Origin of the sequence: Cobetia sp. UCD-24C, assembly GCF_001306765.1 — a bacterium.
GTDB lineage: Bacteria > Pseudomonadota > Gammaproteobacteria > Pseudomonadales > Halomonadaceae > Cobetia > Cobetia amphilecti.
The window spans coordinates 359,208-376,454 of sequence record NZ_LJTD01000002.1 but is presented as its reverse complement, the minus strand read 5'-3'; the positions used below and the strand labels follow the sequence as shown (position 1 = coordinate 376,454).

Below are 17,247 nucleotides of genomic sequence, written 5' to 3'. Positions count from 1 at the left end.
GTGGAGGCAACGTCAGAGCTGCAGATGCTCCTGAAACCACTCGGTGATGAAGTCGAGGTAGGCGCGGGTCTTGTCGGGCAGGTACTTGCGTGAGCGGAACAGCACCACCATCGAGCCATGCTCGTTCCAGTAGGGCTGCAGCAGCGGCACCAGCTCACCACTCTCCACTGCCGCGCGGGCCGAGAAGGTCGGCAGATAGGCGAGACCGAAGCCGGCCTTGGCCGCCTCCACCACCCCGAGCAGATTGTTGATCACCAGCCGCGACTCCGGCTCCACATCGAAGGGCTGACCATTGAGCGTGAAGCGCCAATGAGCCCCCAGATCGTAATTGCCGTAGAAGATGGTATCGAAGGCGCGGATGTCCTGGGGCTGCACCGGCGGTGCATTGACGCGCGCCAGATAGTCCGGCGCCGCATACAGGCCATAGACCACCTTGCACAGCGGGCGCGAGACCATCGAGGAATCCGGCAGCGGCCCCATGCGAATCGCCAGATCCACCGACTCATCGATGGGCTCGAAGCGCTGATCCTCGAGCAGAATCTCGACGCTGACATCCGGGTAGCGACGCATGAAGGCGGTGGTCGGCGCGGCCAGATACATGAAGCCGAACGACACCTGCGCTGACACCTTGAGCTGGCCCATCGGCTGCGAGGTGACGGATTGCACGCGGGCCTCGGCGGATTCCAGCTCCTCGCGGATGCGCAGGCCGTGCTCGTAGTAGATGCGCCCCGCCTCGGTGAGATGCAGCTTGCGGGTCGAGCGATTGATCAGGCTGACGCCCAGCTGCTCTTCCAGTGCCGCCACCCGCTTGGACGCCAGCGACTTGGAAATTCCCAGTCGCCGTGCCGCCGCCGTGAAACTCGCTGCGCGCACGACTTCGACGAATACGCGCAATGCATCAAGTGTCGCCATGTGTCTCCCTTACCCTCGCTGTGCAACCGCCATGGCCCCCTGAACACGGCCAGACACCCCATCAATCTTCCAGGTTTCCATATTGGAAACCCTAGTTTTCGATTGTACGCGCTTATTCTCCAAAGCGCGGCACCCTATACTGTGCGCCACGAACATGCGGGAGCAGGCGCGCCGCGGCATCGGCCGCCTGCTCCCGGACTAGACCGACGACGGCCGGGCCTGCGTGGCGCAGCCCGACCGTCCAGGTTCGCGCTCAGGTAGTTGCACTGCTCATCCCACCGATTCCCGGTGACTGGTCTGCATGGCGACGCCCCCACGCGCGGTTTCGCTGTCGGCCCATCCCGGGCCTCGGTGGCGATCTTCAGTGTTGTAATGCAAGTTTCTTGTGCGCCTGGCCGTCTCACGACGCCAGGCGCTTTTTTTATGCCTGTCTTCAGTGACTTACAGCCACTTCTTCCACTTGAAGAATAGATAGGTCGAGAGCGCCGATACCCCCATCAGGCACAGCGCGAAGGGATAGCCCCAGTCCTCGTCCAGCTCCGGCATCCAGTGGAAGTTCATGCCGTAGATGCTGGCGATCAATGTCGGCGGCATGAAGACCACCGCCGCCACCGAGAAGATCTTGATGATGCGGCTCTGATCGAGGTTGGTGAAACCGATCGAGGCATCGAGCAGGAAGTTGACCTTGTCGAAGATGAAGGTGGTGTGCGGATTGAGCGAGTCGATGTCGCGCAGCATGTCGCGAATCTCCTGCCGTCGCGACTTCTGGCGTGGCGCCGAAGGCAGGTGGCGCGTCAGCTGACGCAGCAGGCGCTGACTGTCCAGCAGCGACTGGCGCACCTTGTCGTTGTAGCGCTCCTGCAACAGGATGCCGTGCAGGGTGTCTTCCAGCGCCTCGGGGTGCACCGCCTGCTTGCCCAGCGCCTCCAGCGCCCGGTAGATATCCTCGATCTCATCGGCCAGGTAATCGACCTTCATCGCCAGCAGCGCCAACAGCACCTCCCAGCCATCCTCCGGACTCAGTCGCTGGCGACGCAGGTGATTGCGGAACAGCCGCAGCAGGCCGATGTCCTCGTGGCGCATGCTGATCAGCTGGCGCCCATGCAGATGGAAGGCGACGTTGGCCGTCTGTGGCTCGCGCCCCTTGCGATGCGGAAACAGCGAGACGACGTGGATGCCATCGCCTTCCAGATAGAAGCGCGACGACGACTCGATCTCCTCCAGCTCCTCGACATCAGGCAGTTCCACCGTGAACTGCTCACTCACCCAGCGCTTTTCCTGCTCATCCGGCTCGCAGAGATCGATCCACAGCACATCGCTTCGCACCAGAATCGGTGGCGCCAGCTCGTCATCGGCCAGCAACCCGGCATGCAGGGTAGCCGCCTCTTCAGCGCTATCCGCCAGGCGCGGCGGCGCATCGGCTTGGCCGGGCTGCGGGTCGGGCAACACGATATGTTCGCCGCGCAGGCGGCCATCATCGTGCAGTCGATAGAGTGTGATCATGATGACTTCCTCGAAAAGCCCCGCGGGTCGCGCCTGTGCACTGACTGATGACAATGACTGGCCGCAATGGCCAACCGTCTGAAAAGGCAGCGAAACCCGGGCGCCTTGGCGGCGTGGGAATAGGATGTCGTCATTCTAAACGAGATGGCGCGCCAACGGAGGCCGAGCGACGGGGCGTTATCAAGCACGAGGGCGAGGTCGCGTGTGAGAGACCGCCCGAGGGAGTGATTGAGCGAGTGATCGAGCGAGGAACGAGCGAGGATCGAGATAGCGCGCCAGAGCTGCGTCTGACGGCCAGACACGAAAAAAGGCGACCCGTGAGAGTCGCCCTAAGACCGTGACTAGCTTGATGAGGAGAAACCCGAACAGGGGCCTGACTCCGCTGTTCTGGCTACCGCATTCCATGGCGGGAAGCGATGAATCCAGATTATGCTCTCCAGCAGACGCCGTCAATACTAATGAGAAATATTTTCATTAACATTGAGTCAGCGTTTATCTCACGCGCCGCTGGCCTCCCCTCACCGGCTGACGTATCATGGCGCCAGAATATCAAGGTCGTGACTGGCCTGATGAGACGCTTGCCAGGGACCTGACATCCAAATCTGGTGAGCACGAAGCACCGCTCGACTCGCAAGCCTTCCTCCCTGTCATTGGCAGACGGAAAGCGAATGAATCGAGAAGCGCTTCCGGACGCCTCCCTCGTGCAAGCGAAGGAGGCGTCTTTTTTTGCGCATAAAAAAGCGGCCCACCCCGTAGGATGAGCCGCTGGCAAGGACCGTAAAACTGTCTGATGAGAAGCCTCCCGGACAGGGGCCTGACTCCGCTGGCCGGGACACCGCTACCCATGGCGGGGAAGCGATGACCCCAGAATATGACCCGCAGGCTCAGACGTCAACACTAATGAGAAATATTTTCATTAGCATTGGTGGCTCAAGCACTTGCCGTGCCCTCTCACCTCAGTTTCAGCCCTGCTTGTGCCACTCGAACTTCTTGAACGGCTCGTCGATCGGCGTCTCGGCCAGGTGATTGGTGTAGTTGCTCATCACCTTCTGGGACAGGCCCAGAATCACTTCCAGCACATTGCGCTTGGTGTAACCGGCATCGAGGAAGGTCTGCACGGTGGCGTCATCGACGAAGCCACGCTCACGCACCACGGCCAGCGTGAAGGTACGCAGGGCTTCCAGACGCTCGGTCGGCAGCGGCGTCTCGTTGCGCAGCGCCTCGGTGATGGCGTCATCCACTTTCATCGACTTGGCGATACCGGTATGCGCCGGCACACAGTAGTGGCAGTTGTGCTCGACGTTGATGGTCTGCCACACGACGGTGGTCTCTTCATCATCGAAGCTGCTGTCGAGGAACAGCTGGTGCAGCACCTGGTAGCCTTCCAGCAGGCCCGGCGCTTCCGCCATCACGGCGTGCAGGCCCGGCACCATGCCGAAGGCTTCGACGGACTTGCCGAGCAGCGGCTTGCTTTCCTGCGGGGCATTGTCGGCGGTATAGAGTGTGAAATCAGTCATGAGAACTCCTTCGGAATGATGAGCGAGATGCGCGGAATCTCAGGGGCGGGCTGCCAGCCAGTGGCATGAAGCCTCCAGCAGCGCCCCTGGGGATGAAAGGCAAGATATGAGCAAACGCTCAAAATAACGCCTGACCATCCGCTGCACTGCGTTGTCGGGAAACACACTAGCTGGATTTGAGCGATCATTCAAGTTAAACTTGAGTACTCACTCAATACCTTGCTCCTTGCAGACCGCCCGCTTCGCCAAGCCGCGCGAAGACAGGCGTCACTCGCGAGCCCCATCGTCAGGACAGCCATGCCACGCGCGACCTTGCACAACCGCCAGGATTCCCTCGAACGGGCGCTCAATCTCTTCTGGCAGAAGGGCTTTCATGCCACTTCGCTGAAGGATATCGAGCACGCGCTCGACATGCGTCCCGGCAGCATCTACGCCACCTTCGGCAGCAAGGATGGCCTCTTCCAGGAAGCACTGGACTGCTACTCCGCGCGCAGCCTGCGCGAGATGGAAAGCCTGATGGCCAGCCACGACTCGCCATTGACCGCCCTCGCCACCTATATCCGCAAGCTCGGCGGACTGCGCGACTGCGAGGTGCCGTCCCGCGCCTGCATGCTGGCCAAGAGCCTGCTGGAACTCGGCGAGCGTGAACAGGCCGCCCGCGACAAGGTCGAGATGCTGCTCGCCAACATGGAAGCCCGCTTCCGCCAGGCCTTCGCGGACGCCCGCGACGCCGGTGAACTCATCGACCCCGAGCGCCCCGCGCACCAGCCGGAACGCCTCGGCCGCCGCCTGCAAGCCGAAGTCATGGGGCTGCGCGCCTACGCCCAGCGTGAAGGCGAAAGCGACGCGGTCCGCCAGCTCGCCGAAGACATCGCCCAGGATATCGAAGCGCTGAAGATCTAGAACACGTTACAGTTTAATAGCATTGATTTTATACTGGCAGGTTTATTATCAGCTGCCAGTAAATCAAACCTTAACCTTCGACACCTATGAATTGGTGACATAGAGTATCATAATCAATAATTTCAACATCTGGGTATCTTCTTCTAGCCTGCTTGACTTCTTCAATGGGCGCATTCTCCCAACTACCAACAACAAGGACTAGCTTAGGTAAATTCACTTTAATACCATATTTTTCATAGGCGTGCTTAATATTCAGACTATAAGAAAAATATTCACGATAGTTTGCCAGCTGCGCCACACCCTCTTCGACATAGTCTATAAACCTTCTGCGGCTACGCCCAGCTTTTGTTAAGCTCTTTTTAGTTAAAAGAGCAGTCTTTAGATCATAAATATCATAATTCCCGTCTTCCCTTTCTAGCAAGAGATCCGGGTTTATAGCAGTATCCTCGCAAGTGCCATCGTGCTCTTTCCACTCTAGATATGGTTCATATATAAATTTTGTCGCCTTAAAAGCATCTTCTATTATCTTAGGATGCAATTTCAAAAACTCGCCTATTGTCGTCTCATGTAGACTTGGGAAAAGATAAATACTTTGCAATTGTCCAGCTACTATTAGTTTTTTCTCCCGAGCTTCACTTGCCACATGAACAAACTTAAGTCTTTTATCGCTCAATGAGTCTTTAAAAGCATCATGCAGCTCTCGCTTATTGATAGATTTTCTTACTACGAACATTGTTAATATATTTTTACAACGAAATAGACCATCATTAACGTTTACCAAAACACAATTGCTCATAAAGAAAGAACTAAAGTTATCTCCAAACGATATAGGGGACCCGCTACCACCTACTCGAACCAATTTGGTTGGATATAATTCTAACAGAGGAAATCTTCGTGCTACTTCATCTACGTCATACTCTTGCGCCATACATAAATTGATAAAACCGTTATTACTACCATCCAAGTGCACTAACGGCTGGTGATCCTCAAGTTCAAATTGACTCAAATATCTATGAATGGACTTTTCTTTATGCCTTTTAGATATCAAACCATCATAAGTGTTTGTAGCACCTAAAAGCTCTACGATATAATAATCCCCGCACTGGCAAAAAAGAGCCATACTAGGATAGATCACAACATTATCATCAATAGATAACACTCCCTCTTGTAACTGTGTAGAAAGATGACAATAGTAACTATTGAAAAACTCTTTTGACTCGGCGACAAAATTCTCAAATAGCATAAATCCCTCTCTAGACTTTATCTGTCCGGTATTTCCATAATAACTAAAATAATATACCCATACACACGACATTACATACGAACTATGTATAATTCACAAATAAGTGTTAGAATGCCCAACAGCCCACACCAGCCGATATGACTGCCATGCCGATGACACCGATTGACCGCACCTTCTCCGTCGCGCCGATGATGGAATGGACGACCCGTGACTACCGCGCCTTCGCGCGCGTGTTGAGCCGTCGTACGCTGCTGTACACGGAGATGGTGACCACCGGGGCATTGCTGTTCAATCCGGACCGCGAGCGCTTCCTCGGTCACGACGAGACGGAGCATCCGCTGGCGTTGCAGCTGGGTGGCAGCGACCCGCAGGCGCTGGCCGAGTGTGCGGCGATCGCCGAGAGCTGGGGCTATGACGAGGTGAACCTGAATGTCGGCTGCCCGAGCGATCGCGTGCAGAACAACATGATCGGTGCCTGTCTGATGGGCCATCCGGAGCTGGTGGCCAAGTGCGTGGCGGCGATGCAGGCGCAGGTGAAGATTCCGGTGACGGTGAAGTGCCGCATCGGGATCGATGATCAGGATGAGGACGCCGATCTCGAGCGCTTCATCACCACCGTGGCCGATGCCGGCTGCGACACCTTCAGCGTGCATGCGCGCAAGGCATGGCTGCAGGGCCTGTCGCCGAAGGAGAACCGCGATGTGCCGCCGCTGAACTATGGTCGCGTGCACCGCCTCAAGCAGGCGCACCCGTCCTTGCATATCGGCATCAACGGCGGCCTGAAGCTGATGGATGAGCTGCACGAGCAGCTGGAGCACGTCGACAGCGTGATGGTCGGCCGTGAGGCGTACCACAACCCCTGGTTGCTGGCGACGGTGGACAGCGAGCTGTACGGCGAGGCCGAGAATCCGCACACCAGCCGCCACGATGCGCTGCGTGCCTTCCGCCCCTACATCGAGAAGCGTCTCGCCGAGGGCGTGCGCCTCAACCACATCAGCCGCCATCTGCTGGGGCTGTTCCAGGGTCAGCCGGGCGGCCGCCAGTTCCGCCGTCATGTCTCCGAGAACGCCCACAAGCCGGGCGCGGGCATCGAGGTCATCGATGATGCCATGGCGCGCGTGCCGGAGCATCGGCCCGAGGCACAGGTCGAGCAAGCCTGATCGAGCTGGCCTGTTCGCGCCGCTTCTGCCCTGTCTCTTCTACCCTCTCTTCTTCCCTCTCTATTCTGCCCTGTCCTCTTGAGAGCGGCGCTTTCAAAAGACAGTCCCCCGACACCCGGCCCTCGCGCCGGGTGTCGTCGTCTCGGCAGTCAGCAAAGTGACGACACTGCATTGGAAGGCGTGACACCTGACGCAACTCTGCGTCGCCATCTAAGCTAATAACCCCTTAAATACCAACAACATGCATGACTTTCGTTTGATTGTCTGACAAAGCCATCTCACGCAGAATGACTGACCATACGGACAACAACCGGTCTCGACATCGTCACGCCATGCTCGCGTGATGTCAGCCACACAACTGCTCCGTCATCGGCGATTCCTCCACAGTCCTCCTCTGCAGACCTGTGGGCCGGTCCATGTAGTCCCGTCATCCGGGCTGCGCTGCTTCTGCTGACACTTCCTTCGAGGTTCCATGTCCACACACTCCCCTACCGGAGCCAACAGCCGTGAGCTGTTCGGGCATCCGGCCGGACTCTATCTGCTGTTCTCCACGGAACTGTGGGAACGCTTCTCCTACTACGCCATGCGTGCCCTGCTGGTGCTCTATCTCACCGATGCCGTCACCAGTGGCGGTCTGGGCTGGAATCAGGGCGACGCCCTGCAGCTGTATGGCATCTTCACGGGCCTGGTGTACATCACGCCGATGTTCGGCGGAGCGCTGGCCGACAACTGGCTAGGTGCCCGCCGTGCGATCCTGATCGGGGGCCTGATCATGGCGGCCGGGCAATTCGTGCTCGCCGTGCCGCCGGCCATGAGCGGCCTCGACCCCGAGATGCTGCTGTATGTCGGTCTCGGCCTGCTGATCGTCGGCAACGGCCTGTTCAAGCCCAACATCTCCACGATGGTCGGCGACCTCTATCAACAGGGCGATCACCGCCGTGATGGCGCCTTCACCATCTTCTACATGGGCATCAACATCGGTGCGCTGCTGTCAGGCATCGTCGCGGGCTCCATGGCCGAAGGCTATGGCTGGAACGCCGGCTTCCTGGTGGCCGGTATCGGCATGCTGCTGGCGGTCGCCATCCAGCTCATCTTCGCGCCGCGCCATCTGGGTGACCTGGGGGTCGAACCCAGCGCCCGGCGTGAGGCACGCCTGAGCAAGAGCAACAACCGCAAGACACCGCTGAGCCGCGAAGAGCGTGACCGCATCAAGGTCATCATGGTGCTGGGCCTGTTCACCATCCTGTTCTGGGCCGGTTTCGAGCAGGGCGGCGGCCTGATGGCGCTGTATGCGCAGGACTACACCGACCGCATGCTGATGGGCTTTGAAGTGCCGGCGGCCTGGTTCCAGTCACTCAATCCGCTGTTCATCATCCTGCTCTCGCCGCTGCTGGCGGGTCTGTGGACGCGCATGGACAACCGCGAGCCCAGCTCGCCGGTCAAGTTCGCCTTCGGCCTGATCGCCCTCGGCATCGGCTTCGTGTGCATGATCGGCGCGGTGCTGGAGCAGAAAGCCGCAGGCAGCGCCTCGATGATCTGGCTGGTCGGCGCCTTCTTCTTCCACACTCTCGGCGAGCTGTGCCTGTCGCCGGTGGGGCTGTCGATGGTCACCAAGCTGTCACCGGTGCGCATGGGCGCGCTGATGATGGGCGCCTGGTTCGCCTTCGTGGCGCTGGCCAACTACCTGGCCGGCATGATCGGCTCTCTGGTCGGCGAAGCCGGTGCCATGAGCGTGTTCGGCGGCATCGCCATCACCGGCGTGCTCGGCGGCCTGCTGTTGCTGGTGTTCGCCGGCAAGCTGGTGGACTGGATGCACGGCGCGGAAGCGCGTCATGACGGCCCGCTCGAGACCCAGACCAGCCACGGCTGAGTGCTCTGTGGCTGTCGCTTTCGACCAGATGACAGACTGTTACAACGCAAACGCCCCGCTCATTAAGCGGGGCGTTTGCGTGATCACTGCCAGCAACAGGACCGTAAAGGAGCGTGATGCGCCTAGATGGAGTCCGGCACGAACAGCTGCTGGAAGTTGTCGACGGCGCTCTCGGCATCGTCGATCGCATGGAAGCGCGCCACGTGATAGAGCGCCTCGCCCTCATTGGCCAGCGGCAGATTGGCCATGCCGATGATGATGCCATCCGCGGGTGACAGCACCTCGCTTTCGCTGTTGCCGAAGGGGTCGGCGACGATGCCCAGCACCTGATGCTTCTCGACGCGGTCCCCCAGACCCACGCGGCTCTGGACGATGCCATCGATGGAGGCCCGCGCCCAGCTGGAGCCGTTGGACATCTCCACCGCGCGCGAGCTGGGCTTGCGGTCGCGGTCCTTGGCCAGCATGCCGATGGAGCGCATCACGCGCTTCACGCCGCTGACGCCCGGGCGAATCGCCCACTCATCGAAGCGCAGTGCCTCACCGGCCTCATAGGTGATGACCGGCACGCCGCGCTCGCTGGCATAGGCGCGCAGACTGCCCTCGCGCAACTCGGCATTCAGCAGCACCGGCGCGCCGAAGGCGTCCGCCATCTGACGTGTGGCATCGCTGCCGGTCATGGTGGCGCGGATCTGCGGCAGGTTGGTGCGATGAATCGCCCCGGTGTGCAGGTCGATGATGTGGGTGGCCTGATCGGCGATCTGCTCACGGAACAGCGCCGCCACCCGCGAGCCCAGCGAGCCGCTCTCGCTGCCCGGGAAGCAGCGGTTGAGGTCACGGCGGTCCGGCAGGTAGCGCGTGTGCTGCACGAAACCGAAGACGTTGACGATGGGCACCGCGATCAGGGTGCCGCGCAGCCGCGAAAGGCTGGAACTCTTGAGCAGCCGCCGCACGATCTCGACGCCGTTGATCTCGTCACCGTGGATGGCACCGCACACCAGCAGCACCGGGCCGGGCTGACGGCCATGCACCACCTCGACGGGGATGTGCAGCGGCGCATGGGTGTAGAGCTTGGCGACAGGCACATCGACCTGGGCCCGCGTTCCCGGCGCGATGCGGGTACCGCTGATTTCAAATGGAGCGCGTGACATCGCCACCTCAGAGATTGTTCGACCAACGAGCGGCAGGCACTGCGACATGCCCGCCAGATCAGGCTACTCGCCCAGTGTCTCGAAAGAAAACACTGTGCGACATGCGCCTTTTAGCGCATTGGTGCGCCAAGGGAAAGACTTCATTGCAGCGTGTCGGGATGAAGCGCGGCCAGAATTGTTCAACAATGGGCCTTCACGACTCACCTTGCCCGCCCTCTCGACATGAGATGCCCGTGACCGATTCTCTCGATGCCCTGCTGACACTGCCCGATTACTCTGCGCTGGCCTGGAGCGCGATCATCTTCTCGACCTACCTGACCGGCATCTCCAAGGGCGGCTTCGCCGGAGGCTTCGGCTCACTCTCGGTGCCGCTGATGGCGCTGGCCATCGGGCCGCTGGAAGCCGCCGGCATCCTGCTGCCGCTGTTGCTGGTGATGGACTTCCTGAGCTCCCGCGCCTGGTGGGGCAAGCAGCTGTGGTCGGAGGTGCGCATCATCCTGCCCAGCGCCGCCATCGGCATCGCGGTGGGCGTGGTGCTGTTCGACGAGCTGGACGAGAACATGATTCGCGGCCTGCTGGGCGTCATCTCGCTGCTGTTCGCCGCCTATATGCTGTTCAAACCGACAGCCAGGAAACCGCTGCCCCGCTGGCTGGCCATTCCTGCCGGGGCCACCGCCGGTTTCACCAGCTTCTTCGCCCACGCCGGCGCCCCGCCCTATAACCTTTACATGATTCCGCGCCAGCACCCCAAGGAGACCTTCATCGCCACCACGGTGATCATCTTCGCTGGCATGAACCTGATGAAACTGGGCCCCTACGTGGCGCTGGGCGAGATCAACCTCACCAGTCTCTCCACCTCGCTGCTGCTGGTGCCGGTGGCCTGGGCGGGCGTCAGAAGCGGCCTGTGGCTGCAATCCCGCGTCAACGAGAAGCTGTTCTTCCGCCTGATCATCATCGCGATGGCGCTGGTGGGTGTGCAGCTGATCTACAAGGCCTGGGGCTGAGGGCCACAAGGCCCATCACGCCCTGACGGCCACTGCCGCCAGCCATTGAAACTCCCGCCACGGCCCTTGAGGCCGAGCGCTGGAAGCCCCCTTGAGAACGATCGAGACAACGCCATGACACACCATATCAGCTACTACCACGCCCATCTCTATTACACCGATGAGCAGAGCCTGGCCGCCGCTCGCGAACTGGCGGCCCAGGCCGAACAGCGCTTCACGCTGCGCGTCGGGCGCTTCCACCAGCAACCGGTCGGCCCGCACCCGCTGTGGAGCTGTCAGCTGTCCTTCCTGCCTGAAGAATTCGGGCGCATCATCCCGTGGCTGGCACTCAACCGCGGCTCGCTGGACATCTTCGTGCACGCCGGCACCGGCGATGACCTCTTCGATCACACCCAGGGCGTGATGTGGCTGGGCAACTCGCATACGCTGAATCTCGCTGCCTTCGCCAGCGAGTGAAGCCGCGGCAAGCATTGAAGCCAGGGCGATGGTTGACGCCCACCGCGGGTCTGACACGCTATCATCGCCTGACACCACTGACTCAAGGATGACCTCATGACACGACTGCGCCGCCTTTCCTCTCGTGCTGCCCTGCTGGGTGTGATGGCCTCAGGCCTGCTGCTGGCCGGCTGTGATGACAACGAGGTCGGGGATGTCTCGCTGGGCCTGTTCACCACCAAGGACATCAAGATCGAGAGCCTGATCGACCCCAAGGTGCCGGGCGTGACCTGCCACCTGAGCAACATCGAGGCGGACCTCGACTTCTCCGATCCCTCCGACATGAGCATCGCCTGCCGCCAGACCGGCCCGATCACGGCGGAGATGATCGCCGACATCGATACCTCCAAGAGTGGCGAGGAGGTCTATCGCAAGTCCAAGAGCGTGCTGCTCAAGAGCCTCAAGATTCGCCGCATTCTGGATCGCGACTCCCAGAGCCTGCTCTATATCGCCTACAGCACCAAGGAAACCAGCGGCAGCTTCAAGCATGCGCTGAGCAGCGTGCCGCTGTGGGGCAGCGACGCCTGGCAGGCACCGTCAGCGCAGTGAGTCGCCCGAGCGTCTGAATCAAGCACCGACTCATCAAGTGCTGACTCATCAAGCGAAAGCTTCACCATCATCCCTTGAAGTTGTGGGCTGTCGCTCCAAGGTCTTGTGCAACGGCTAGCCAGCCGGATTTTCATTCGCATGACGCAAAGGAGTGACACACGATGTCGAGCCCGGAGCACAAGCAGAAGATCTGGAAGCTGATCAAGGATGTGAAGGTCGGCATGTTGGTGACGCAAGGCGATGGCATGCCCCACGCCCGCCCGATGCATCTGGTGCAGGATGACTACGACGGCACCCTGTGGTTCTTCACCCGCGCCAGCGCCGAGAAGGTGTTTGAGGCCAAGAAGGACAGCGAGGTCTGCCTGAGCTTTTCCGATCAGGATGATGGCGTCTACGTGTCGCTGAGCGGTCATGCCAACCTGCACCGCGATCAGGGCCTGATCGACAAGTTCTGGAATCCGTTCGTGGCCGCCTGGTTCCCGGAAGGCAAGGATGACCCCGACGTCACCCTGCTGGAGATCTCGGTGCAATCCGGCGAGCACTGGAAGGCCAAGGAGAGCAAGGCCTACCAGCTCTACGAGGTGGCGCGCGCCAACCTCGACAAGGACCACACCCCGGACATGGGCGAGAACGAGAAATTCGGCACGGTGTAAGCAGAAGCCCGAGCTCGTCATGGAGAGCTCTTTGCAGTGCCGCGTGAGAGTCAACGCGCACGGCCATGCCAGACACGACAACGCCAGCCCGAGGGCTGGCGTTGTCGTGTCTGGCAGCCTGCCGTTTCCAGCAGGCCTGTCATCGGTGGTGAGGATTCAGGCCAACGAACGCCTCAGGCCTTCATGTCGAGCACGATGCGCCCCTCGATCTTGCCGTCGATCATGCGTCCGAAGATGTCGTTGATGTCCTCCAGCCTGCCTGTCTGCACGGTGGCGGCGACCTTGCCTTCCGCGGCGAAGTCCAGCGCCTCCTGCAGGTCCTGACGCGTGCCGACGATGGAGCCACGCACCGTGATGCCATTGAGCACGGTGGAGAAGATCGGCAGCGGGAAGTCGCCCGGCGGCAGGCCGTTGAGCACCAGGGTGCCGCCACGGCGCAGCATGTTCTGGGCCTGATCGAAGGCCTTGGGCGATACCGCCGTCACCAGCGCCCCATGTGCGCCGCCGATGTCGCGCTTGATGACGCTCGCCGGGTCTTCCTTCATGGCATTGACGGTCACGGTCGCGCCCAGACGGCGGGCCAGTTCCAGCTTGGCATCATCCACATCCACCGCCGCCACGTTCAGGCCCATGGCGCGTGCATACTGCACCGCCATGTGTCCCAGCCCGCCGATGCCCGAGATCACCACCCACTGTCCGGGGCGGGTGTCGGTCATCTTGAGGCCCTTGTAGACCGTGACCCCGGCGCACAGCACCGGCGCGATCTCCACGAAGCCCACGCTGTCCGGCAGGCGGCCGACGTAGCCGGCGTCCGCCAGCGTGAACTGGGCAAAGCCGCCATTCACCGAATAGCCGGTATTCTGCTGGCTCTCGCACAGCGTCTCCCAGCCGCCCAGGCAATGCTCGCAGTGGCCGCAGGCCGAGTAGAGCCAGGGCACCCCGACACGGTCGCCTTCCTTGATGTGGGTAACGCCCTCGCCCACCGCGGCGATGGTGCCGACGCCTTCATGGCCGGGAATGAACGGCGGATTGGGTTTCACCGGCCAGTCGCCTTGCGCGGCGTGCAGGTCGGTATGACAGACCCCGGAGGCGGCGACCTCGACCAGAATCTCGCCACGCCCCGGTCGCGGCACTGCGACCTCCTCGATCACCAGCGGTGCACCGAATTCACGTACCACGGCGGCTTTCATGCTGCTATCCATGATGGACTCCTCATCCATTGAAGACTGACGAACATTCAAGAAAGACGGACATTCAAGACAGACGAACCAGCAGAGTTGCGGCGGAGAGTTGCGGCGGAGAGTTGCGGCGGAGAGTGTGGGCTTGCGCCTGCATGCGCCAGCGCCCAGGCCAGCGTTTTTCCAGCGCCCGAGCCTGCGCTCAGACCAGTGCAAAGCTTGCCCCTCCATTGAAACCGGACGCAGCGCTCCCTGCCCTGCGCCAGATCAAGCAATCGGATCTGGCGCGGGCATCGATGTCATTTTCTCAAGCAAGAATCGCGGGAGGCGTGCAGCACCACCAGTCGCGGTGGCGCTGCCAGCCAGGCCTAGAAGAAGCCGAGCGGATTGATGTCGTAGCTGACCAGCAGGTTCTTGGTCTGCTGGTAGTGCTCCAGTGCCATCTTGTGGGTCTCGCGACCGACACCGGATTTCTTGTAGCCACCGAAGGCGGCATGGGCGGGATACTGGTGGTAGCAGTTGGTCCACACGCGGCCGGCCTGGATACCACGACCCATGCGGAAGGCGACGTTCATGTCGCGGCTCCAGACACCGGCGCCGAGACCGAATTCGGTGTCATTGGCGATGGCCAGCGCCTCGGCCTCGTCACGGAAGGTGGTGACGGCCACCACCGGCCCGAAGATCTCCTCCTGGAAGACACGCATCGAGTTGTTGCCCTTGAGCAGGGTCGGCTGGATGTAATAGCCGTTGGCCAGCTCGTTCTCCAGCTGCTCGCTGCTGCCGCCGGTGAGCACCTCGGCGCCTTCCTCGCGAGCGACATCCATGTAGGACATGATCTTGTCGAACTGCTCGCGGGAGGCCTGGGCGCCGACCTGTACGTCGGTGTCCAGCGGGTTGCCGCGCTTGATGGTCTTCACGCGCTCCATCACCCGGGCCATGAAGTCGTCGTAGATGCTTTCCTGGATCAGGGCGCGTGACGGGCAGGTGCACACCTCGCCCTGATTGAAGAACGCCAGCACCAGGCCTTCGGCGGCCTTGTCGATGAACTCGGGTTCGGCATTCATGATGTCGGCGAAGTAGATGTTGGGCGACTTGCCGCCCAGCTCCACCGTGGAGGGGATGATGCTGTCGGCGGCGCACTTGAGAATGTGCGAGCCCACGGGAGTGGAGCCGGTGAAGGCGATCTTGGCGATGCGCTTGCTGGTGGCCAGCGCCTGACCGGCCTCGGCCCCGTAGCCGTTGACGATATTGAGCACGCCCGCCGGCAGCAGGTCACCGACCAGCTCCGCGAGCACCAGAATCGAGGCCGGGGTCTGTTCCGCCGGCTTGAGCACCACGCAGTTGCCGGCCGCCAGCGCCGGGCCGAGCTTCCAGGCCGCCATCAGGATCGGGAAGTTCCACGGGATGATCTGACCGACCACGCCCAGCGGCTCATGGAAGTGATAGGAGACGGTATTGGCATCGATGTCCGCCGCGGTGCCTTCCTGAGAGCGCAGGCAACCGGCGAAGTAACGGAAGTGGTCCGCCGCCAGCGGAATATCGGCGTTGAGCGTCTCGCGCACCGCCTTGCCGTTGTCCCAGGTCTCGGCGACGGCCAGCATCTCGAGGTTCTGCTCGATGCGATCCGCGATCTTGAGCAGGATGTTGGAGCGCTCCTGCACCGAGGTCTTGCCCCAGGCAGCGGCTGCCTTGTGGGCGGCGTCCAGCGCGAGGTCGATATCCTCCGCACTCGAACGCGGGATACGGCAGAAGGCCTCGCCCGTCACCGGGCTGACATTGTCGAAGTACTCACCCTTCACCGGCTCGACGAAGCGACCGCCGATATAGTTGCCGTAGATATCCTTGAACGTGACCAGCGCATCGGCGCTGCCCGGGGAGGCGTAGATCATGGCGAACTCCTGTTGGCCGGATTCACGAGTGGCGCTCGTGATCGACGGCCTGTTGTTGTCGTTGCTGCGCAGTCGTTGTCGTTACTGAAAAGTCGTTGTCGTTGCTGAAAAGTCGTTGTCGTGTCAGCGAAACGCCTGTGTTGGCCCTTCTGCAGTGGCGCCGTTGGCGCTGACCCGCTGCCCGATCCATCAAGCGGTACTTGATCAGGCGACTCTCACAGTCTTGACCACCGACGCCAATCGCGACATGCCCCCATGGGCGGAGACCGTCTCATCCCTTGGGAGGAGAAAAGGAAGGAGAAACGAACGCCGCCATACCGCGAAGGCCGCAAGGCACGACACCACGCCATGACGTTATGCTCAGGATATCGCCCGCCACCGGCCAGGAGCCTCCATGTACCGTCTGTTGATCGCGGATGACCATCCGCTGTTCCGTGATGCCATCAGTCGTACCCTGAGTCTGAGCGTCTCCGATGACTCGGCGCCGCCCTACGAGCTGCTGCAGGCCGCCAGTCTCGCCGAGACGCTCAGCCTCATCGACGCGCATGCCGATAGCCTCGACCTGCTGCTGCTGGATCTCGACCTGCCCGACAGCCACGGCCTGGAAGGCCTGGCGCGTTTGCGCCAGGAGGCAGACTGGCTACCGGTGGCGATTCTCTCCGCCCACGAGGCGCGCGAGACGGTGCTGGAAGCCTTGGCACTCGGCGCGGTGGGCTATCTCTCCAAGTCGAGCTCGGCGGAGGTATTGCGCGAGGCGCTTGCGCGCATGCTGGCCGGTGAGGTCTATGTGCCCGCCCGCTTGATGCGCGCCGCCCCGCGCCCGGCGCTGGCGAGCCAGGCGGCTTCTTCATCAGCCTCGGCATCGGCCTCAGCACCAGTGCCACCGCCAGCGCCTCAACTCGCGCCGAGCCTCAGCGAGGCGGAATTCGCGCAGCGCTGGCAGACCCTCACCACCAAGCAGCGCGGCGTGCTGGAGCGCATGGTGCTGGGCGAATCCAACAAGATGATCGCCTGGCAGCTGGGCGTGGCGGAAACCACCGTCAAATCGCATGTCTCCGCCATCCTGCACAAGCTGGGGGTCGCCAGCCGGGTACAGGCGATCCTGCTGGCCAGCCACTCCCTGCCTGCCGTGTCTGGCGCGAGCGCGCCCCCTGCCGCCCCACAACGCGCAACGCCCCGCCGGGGCGCTCACGAATGAGGCACACAGCGGGGCGTTGCGAGGG

Annotated in this window: 15 protein-coding genes; 8 read left to right on the top strand and 7 right to left on the bottom strand. The window is 61.4% G+C overall.

All coding sequences use genetic code 11. The features are described from left to right. Positions 1 to 12: 12 nt before the first annotated feature. The 3 genes from AOG28_RS03855 to AOG28_RS03845 form a co-directional block, all read right to left on the bottom strand. Entirely contained in the window at positions 13 to 912 is a 900-nt protein-coding gene (locus AOG28_RS03855) for a LysR family transcriptional regulator (RefSeq protein WP_043333112.1), read from the bottom strand. A 441-nt stretch (positions 913 to 1,353) separates the two neighbouring features. Continuing rightward, positions 1,354 to 2,415: a magnesium/cobalt transporter CorA gene (gene corA / locus AOG28_RS03850; protein ID WP_082388213.1), complete on the bottom strand. Its 1,062-nt coding sequence runs from the start codon at positions 2,413 to 2,415 to the stop codon at positions 1,354 to 1,356. A 962-nt stretch (positions 2,416 to 3,377) separates the two neighbouring features. Further along, positions 3,378 to 3,932, bottom strand: a complete 555-nt coding sequence (locus tag AOG28_RS03845) for a carboxymuconolactone decarboxylase family protein (protein WP_054555365.1) — start codon at positions 3,930 to 3,932, stop codon at positions 3,378 to 3,380. Positions 3,933 to 4,229: 297 nt separating this feature from the next. Between AOG28_RS03845 and AOG28_RS03840 the strand changes: the two genes are divergently transcribed. Beyond that, a complete protein-coding gene (locus AOG28_RS03840; RefSeq protein WP_054555364.1) occupies positions 4,230 to 4,835 on the top strand; it encodes a TetR/AcrR family transcriptional regulator in 606 nt (201 codons plus the stop codon). Positions 4,836 to 4,905: 70 nt separating this feature from the next. On the opposite strand, the gene AOG28_RS17600 is transcribed toward AOG28_RS03840, so the two are convergent. Then, the gene (locus AOG28_RS17600; RefSeq protein ID WP_160317849.1) at positions 4,906 to 6,078 is read right to left on the bottom strand and encodes a DUF4263 domain-containing protein; all 1,173 of its coding nucleotides are present in this window, start codon (positions 6,076 to 6,078) and stop codon (positions 4,906 to 4,908) included. A 152-nt stretch (positions 6,079 to 6,230) separates the two neighbouring features. Between AOG28_RS17600 and dusA the strand changes: the two genes are divergently transcribed. Continuing rightward, a complete protein-coding gene (gene dusA, locus AOG28_RS03835; protein ID WP_052384479.1) occupies positions 6,231 to 7,238 on the top strand; it encodes a tRNA dihydrouridine(20/20a) synthase DusA in 1,008 nt (335 codons plus the stop codon). Between the two features lie 472 nt (positions 7,239 to 7,710). After that, positions 7,711 to 9,108 carry a peptide MFS transporter gene (locus AOG28_RS03830; protein WP_054555363.1) on the top strand — a complete coding sequence of 466 codons (1,398 nt, stop codon included), beginning with the start codon at positions 7,711 to 7,713 and terminating at the stop codon, positions 9,106 to 9,108. Positions 9,109 to 9,230: 122 nt separating this feature from the next. On the opposite strand, the gene AOG28_RS03825 is transcribed toward AOG28_RS03830, so the two are convergent. After that, positions 9,231 to 10,256, bottom strand: a complete 1,026-nt coding sequence (locus AOG28_RS03825) for a succinylglutamate desuccinylase/aspartoacylase family protein (protein ID WP_054555362.1) — start codon at positions 10,254 to 10,256, stop codon at positions 9,231 to 9,233. Positions 10,257 to 10,489: 233 nt separating this feature from the next. On the opposite strand from AOG28_RS03825, the gene AOG28_RS03820 reads away from it, so the two are divergent. The 4 genes from AOG28_RS03820 to AOG28_RS03805 all read left to right on the top strand — a co-directional run bounded on the left by AOG28_RS03820 (position 10,490) and on the right by AOG28_RS03805 (position 12,957). Next, a complete protein-coding gene (locus AOG28_RS03820; protein ID WP_234368262.1) occupies positions 10,490 to 11,260 on the top strand; it encodes a sulfite exporter TauE/SafE family protein in 771 nt (256 codons plus the stop codon). A gap of 114 nt (positions 11,261 to 11,374) precedes the next feature. Then, positions 11,375 to 11,716, top strand: coding sequence for a DOPA 4,5-dioxygenase family protein (locus AOG28_RS03815; RefSeq protein WP_043333117.1), 342 nt, complete (start codon positions 11,375 to 11,377; stop codon positions 11,714 to 11,716). Between the two features lie 96 nt (positions 11,717 to 11,812). After that, a complete protein-coding gene (locus AOG28_RS03810; RefSeq protein WP_054555361.1) occupies positions 11,813 to 12,304 on the top strand; it encodes a CreA family protein in 492 nt (163 codons plus the stop codon). Positions 12,305 to 12,465: 161 nt separating this feature from the next. After that, positions 12,466 to 12,957 carry a pyridoxamine 5'-phosphate oxidase family protein gene (locus AOG28_RS03805; protein ID WP_054555360.1) on the top strand — a complete coding sequence of 164 codons (492 nt, stop codon included), beginning with the start codon at positions 12,466 to 12,468 and terminating at the stop codon, positions 12,955 to 12,957. Between the two features lie 173 nt (positions 12,958 to 13,130). Here AOG28_RS03805 and adhP read toward each other — a convergent pair whose 3' ends face one another. Further along, positions 13,131 to 14,159, bottom strand: coding sequence for an alcohol dehydrogenase AdhP (gene adhP / locus AOG28_RS03800; protein WP_063124263.1), 1,029 nt, complete (start codon positions 14,157 to 14,159; stop codon positions 13,131 to 13,133). A 344-nt stretch (positions 14,160 to 14,503) separates the two neighbouring features. Next, positions 14,504 to 16,024 (bottom strand): acetaldehyde dehydrogenase ExaC, encoded by a 1,521-nt coding sequence (exaC, locus tag AOG28_RS03795; protein ID WP_054555359.1) that lies wholly within the window; start codon positions 16,022 to 16,024, stop codon positions 14,504 to 14,506. 394 nt (positions 16,025 to 16,418) lie between these two features. On the opposite strand from exaC, the gene AOG28_RS03790 reads away from it, so the two are divergent. Beyond that, positions 16,419 to 17,222: a response regulator gene (locus AOG28_RS03790; protein WP_054555358.1), complete on the top strand. Its 804-nt coding sequence runs from the start codon at positions 16,419 to 16,421 to the stop codon at positions 17,220 to 17,222. The last annotated feature ends 25 nt before the right edge of the window (positions 17,223 to 17,247 follow it).

What these genes read in the sequence shown, in the direction of transcription:
- AOG28_RS03855 (WP_043333112.1), bottom strand. Translation starts at nt 912, where the DNA reads ATGGCGACACTTGATGCATTGCGCGTATTCGTCGAAGTCGTGCGCGCA.
- corA (WP_082388213.1), bottom strand. Translation starts at nt 2,415, where the DNA reads ATGATCACACTCTATCGACTGCACGATGATGGCCGCCTGCGCGGCGAA.
- AOG28_RS03845 (WP_054555365.1), bottom strand. Translation starts at nt 3,932, where the DNA reads ATGACTGATTTCACACTCTATACCGCCGACAATGCCCCGCAGGAAAGC.
- AOG28_RS03840 (WP_054555364.1), top strand. Translation starts at nt 4,230, where the DNA reads ATGCCACGCGCGACCTTGCACAACCGCCAGGATTCCCTCGAACGGGCG.
- AOG28_RS17600 (WP_160317849.1), bottom strand. Translation starts at nt 6,078, where the DNA reads ATGCTATTTGAGAATTTTGTCGCCGAGTCAAAAGAGTTTTTCAATAGT.
- dusA (WP_052384479.1), top strand. Translation starts at nt 6,231, where the DNA reads ATGACACCGATTGACCGCACCTTCTCCGTCGCGCCGATGATGGAATGG.
- AOG28_RS03830 (WP_054555363.1), top strand. Translation starts at nt 7,711, where the DNA reads ATGTCCACACACTCCCCTACCGGAGCCAACAGCCGTGAGCTGTTCGGG.
- AOG28_RS03825 (WP_054555362.1), bottom strand. Translation starts at nt 10,256, where the DNA reads ATGTCACGCGCTCCATTTGAAATCAGCGGTACCCGCATCGCGCCGGGA.
- AOG28_RS03815 (WP_043333117.1), top strand. Translation starts at nt 11,375, where the DNA reads ATGACACACCATATCAGCTACTACCACGCCCATCTCTATTACACCGAT.
- AOG28_RS03810 (WP_054555361.1), top strand. Translation starts at nt 11,813, where the DNA reads ATGACACGACTGCGCCGCCTTTCCTCTCGTGCTGCCCTGCTGGGTGTG.
- AOG28_RS03805 (WP_054555360.1), top strand. Translation starts at nt 12,466, where the DNA reads ATGTCGAGCCCGGAGCACAAGCAGAAGATCTGGAAGCTGATCAAGGAT.
- adhP (WP_063124263.1), bottom strand. Translation starts at nt 14,159, where the DNA reads ATGGATAGCAGCATGAAAGCCGCCGTGGTACGTGAATTCGGTGCACCG.
- exaC (WP_054555359.1), bottom strand. Translation starts at nt 16,024, where the DNA reads ATGATCTACGCCTCCCCGGGCAGCGCCGATGCGCTGGTCACGTTCAAG.
- AOG28_RS03790 (WP_054555358.1), top strand. Translation starts at nt 16,419, where the DNA reads ATGTACCGTCTGTTGATCGCGGATGACCATCCGCTGTTCCGTGATGCC.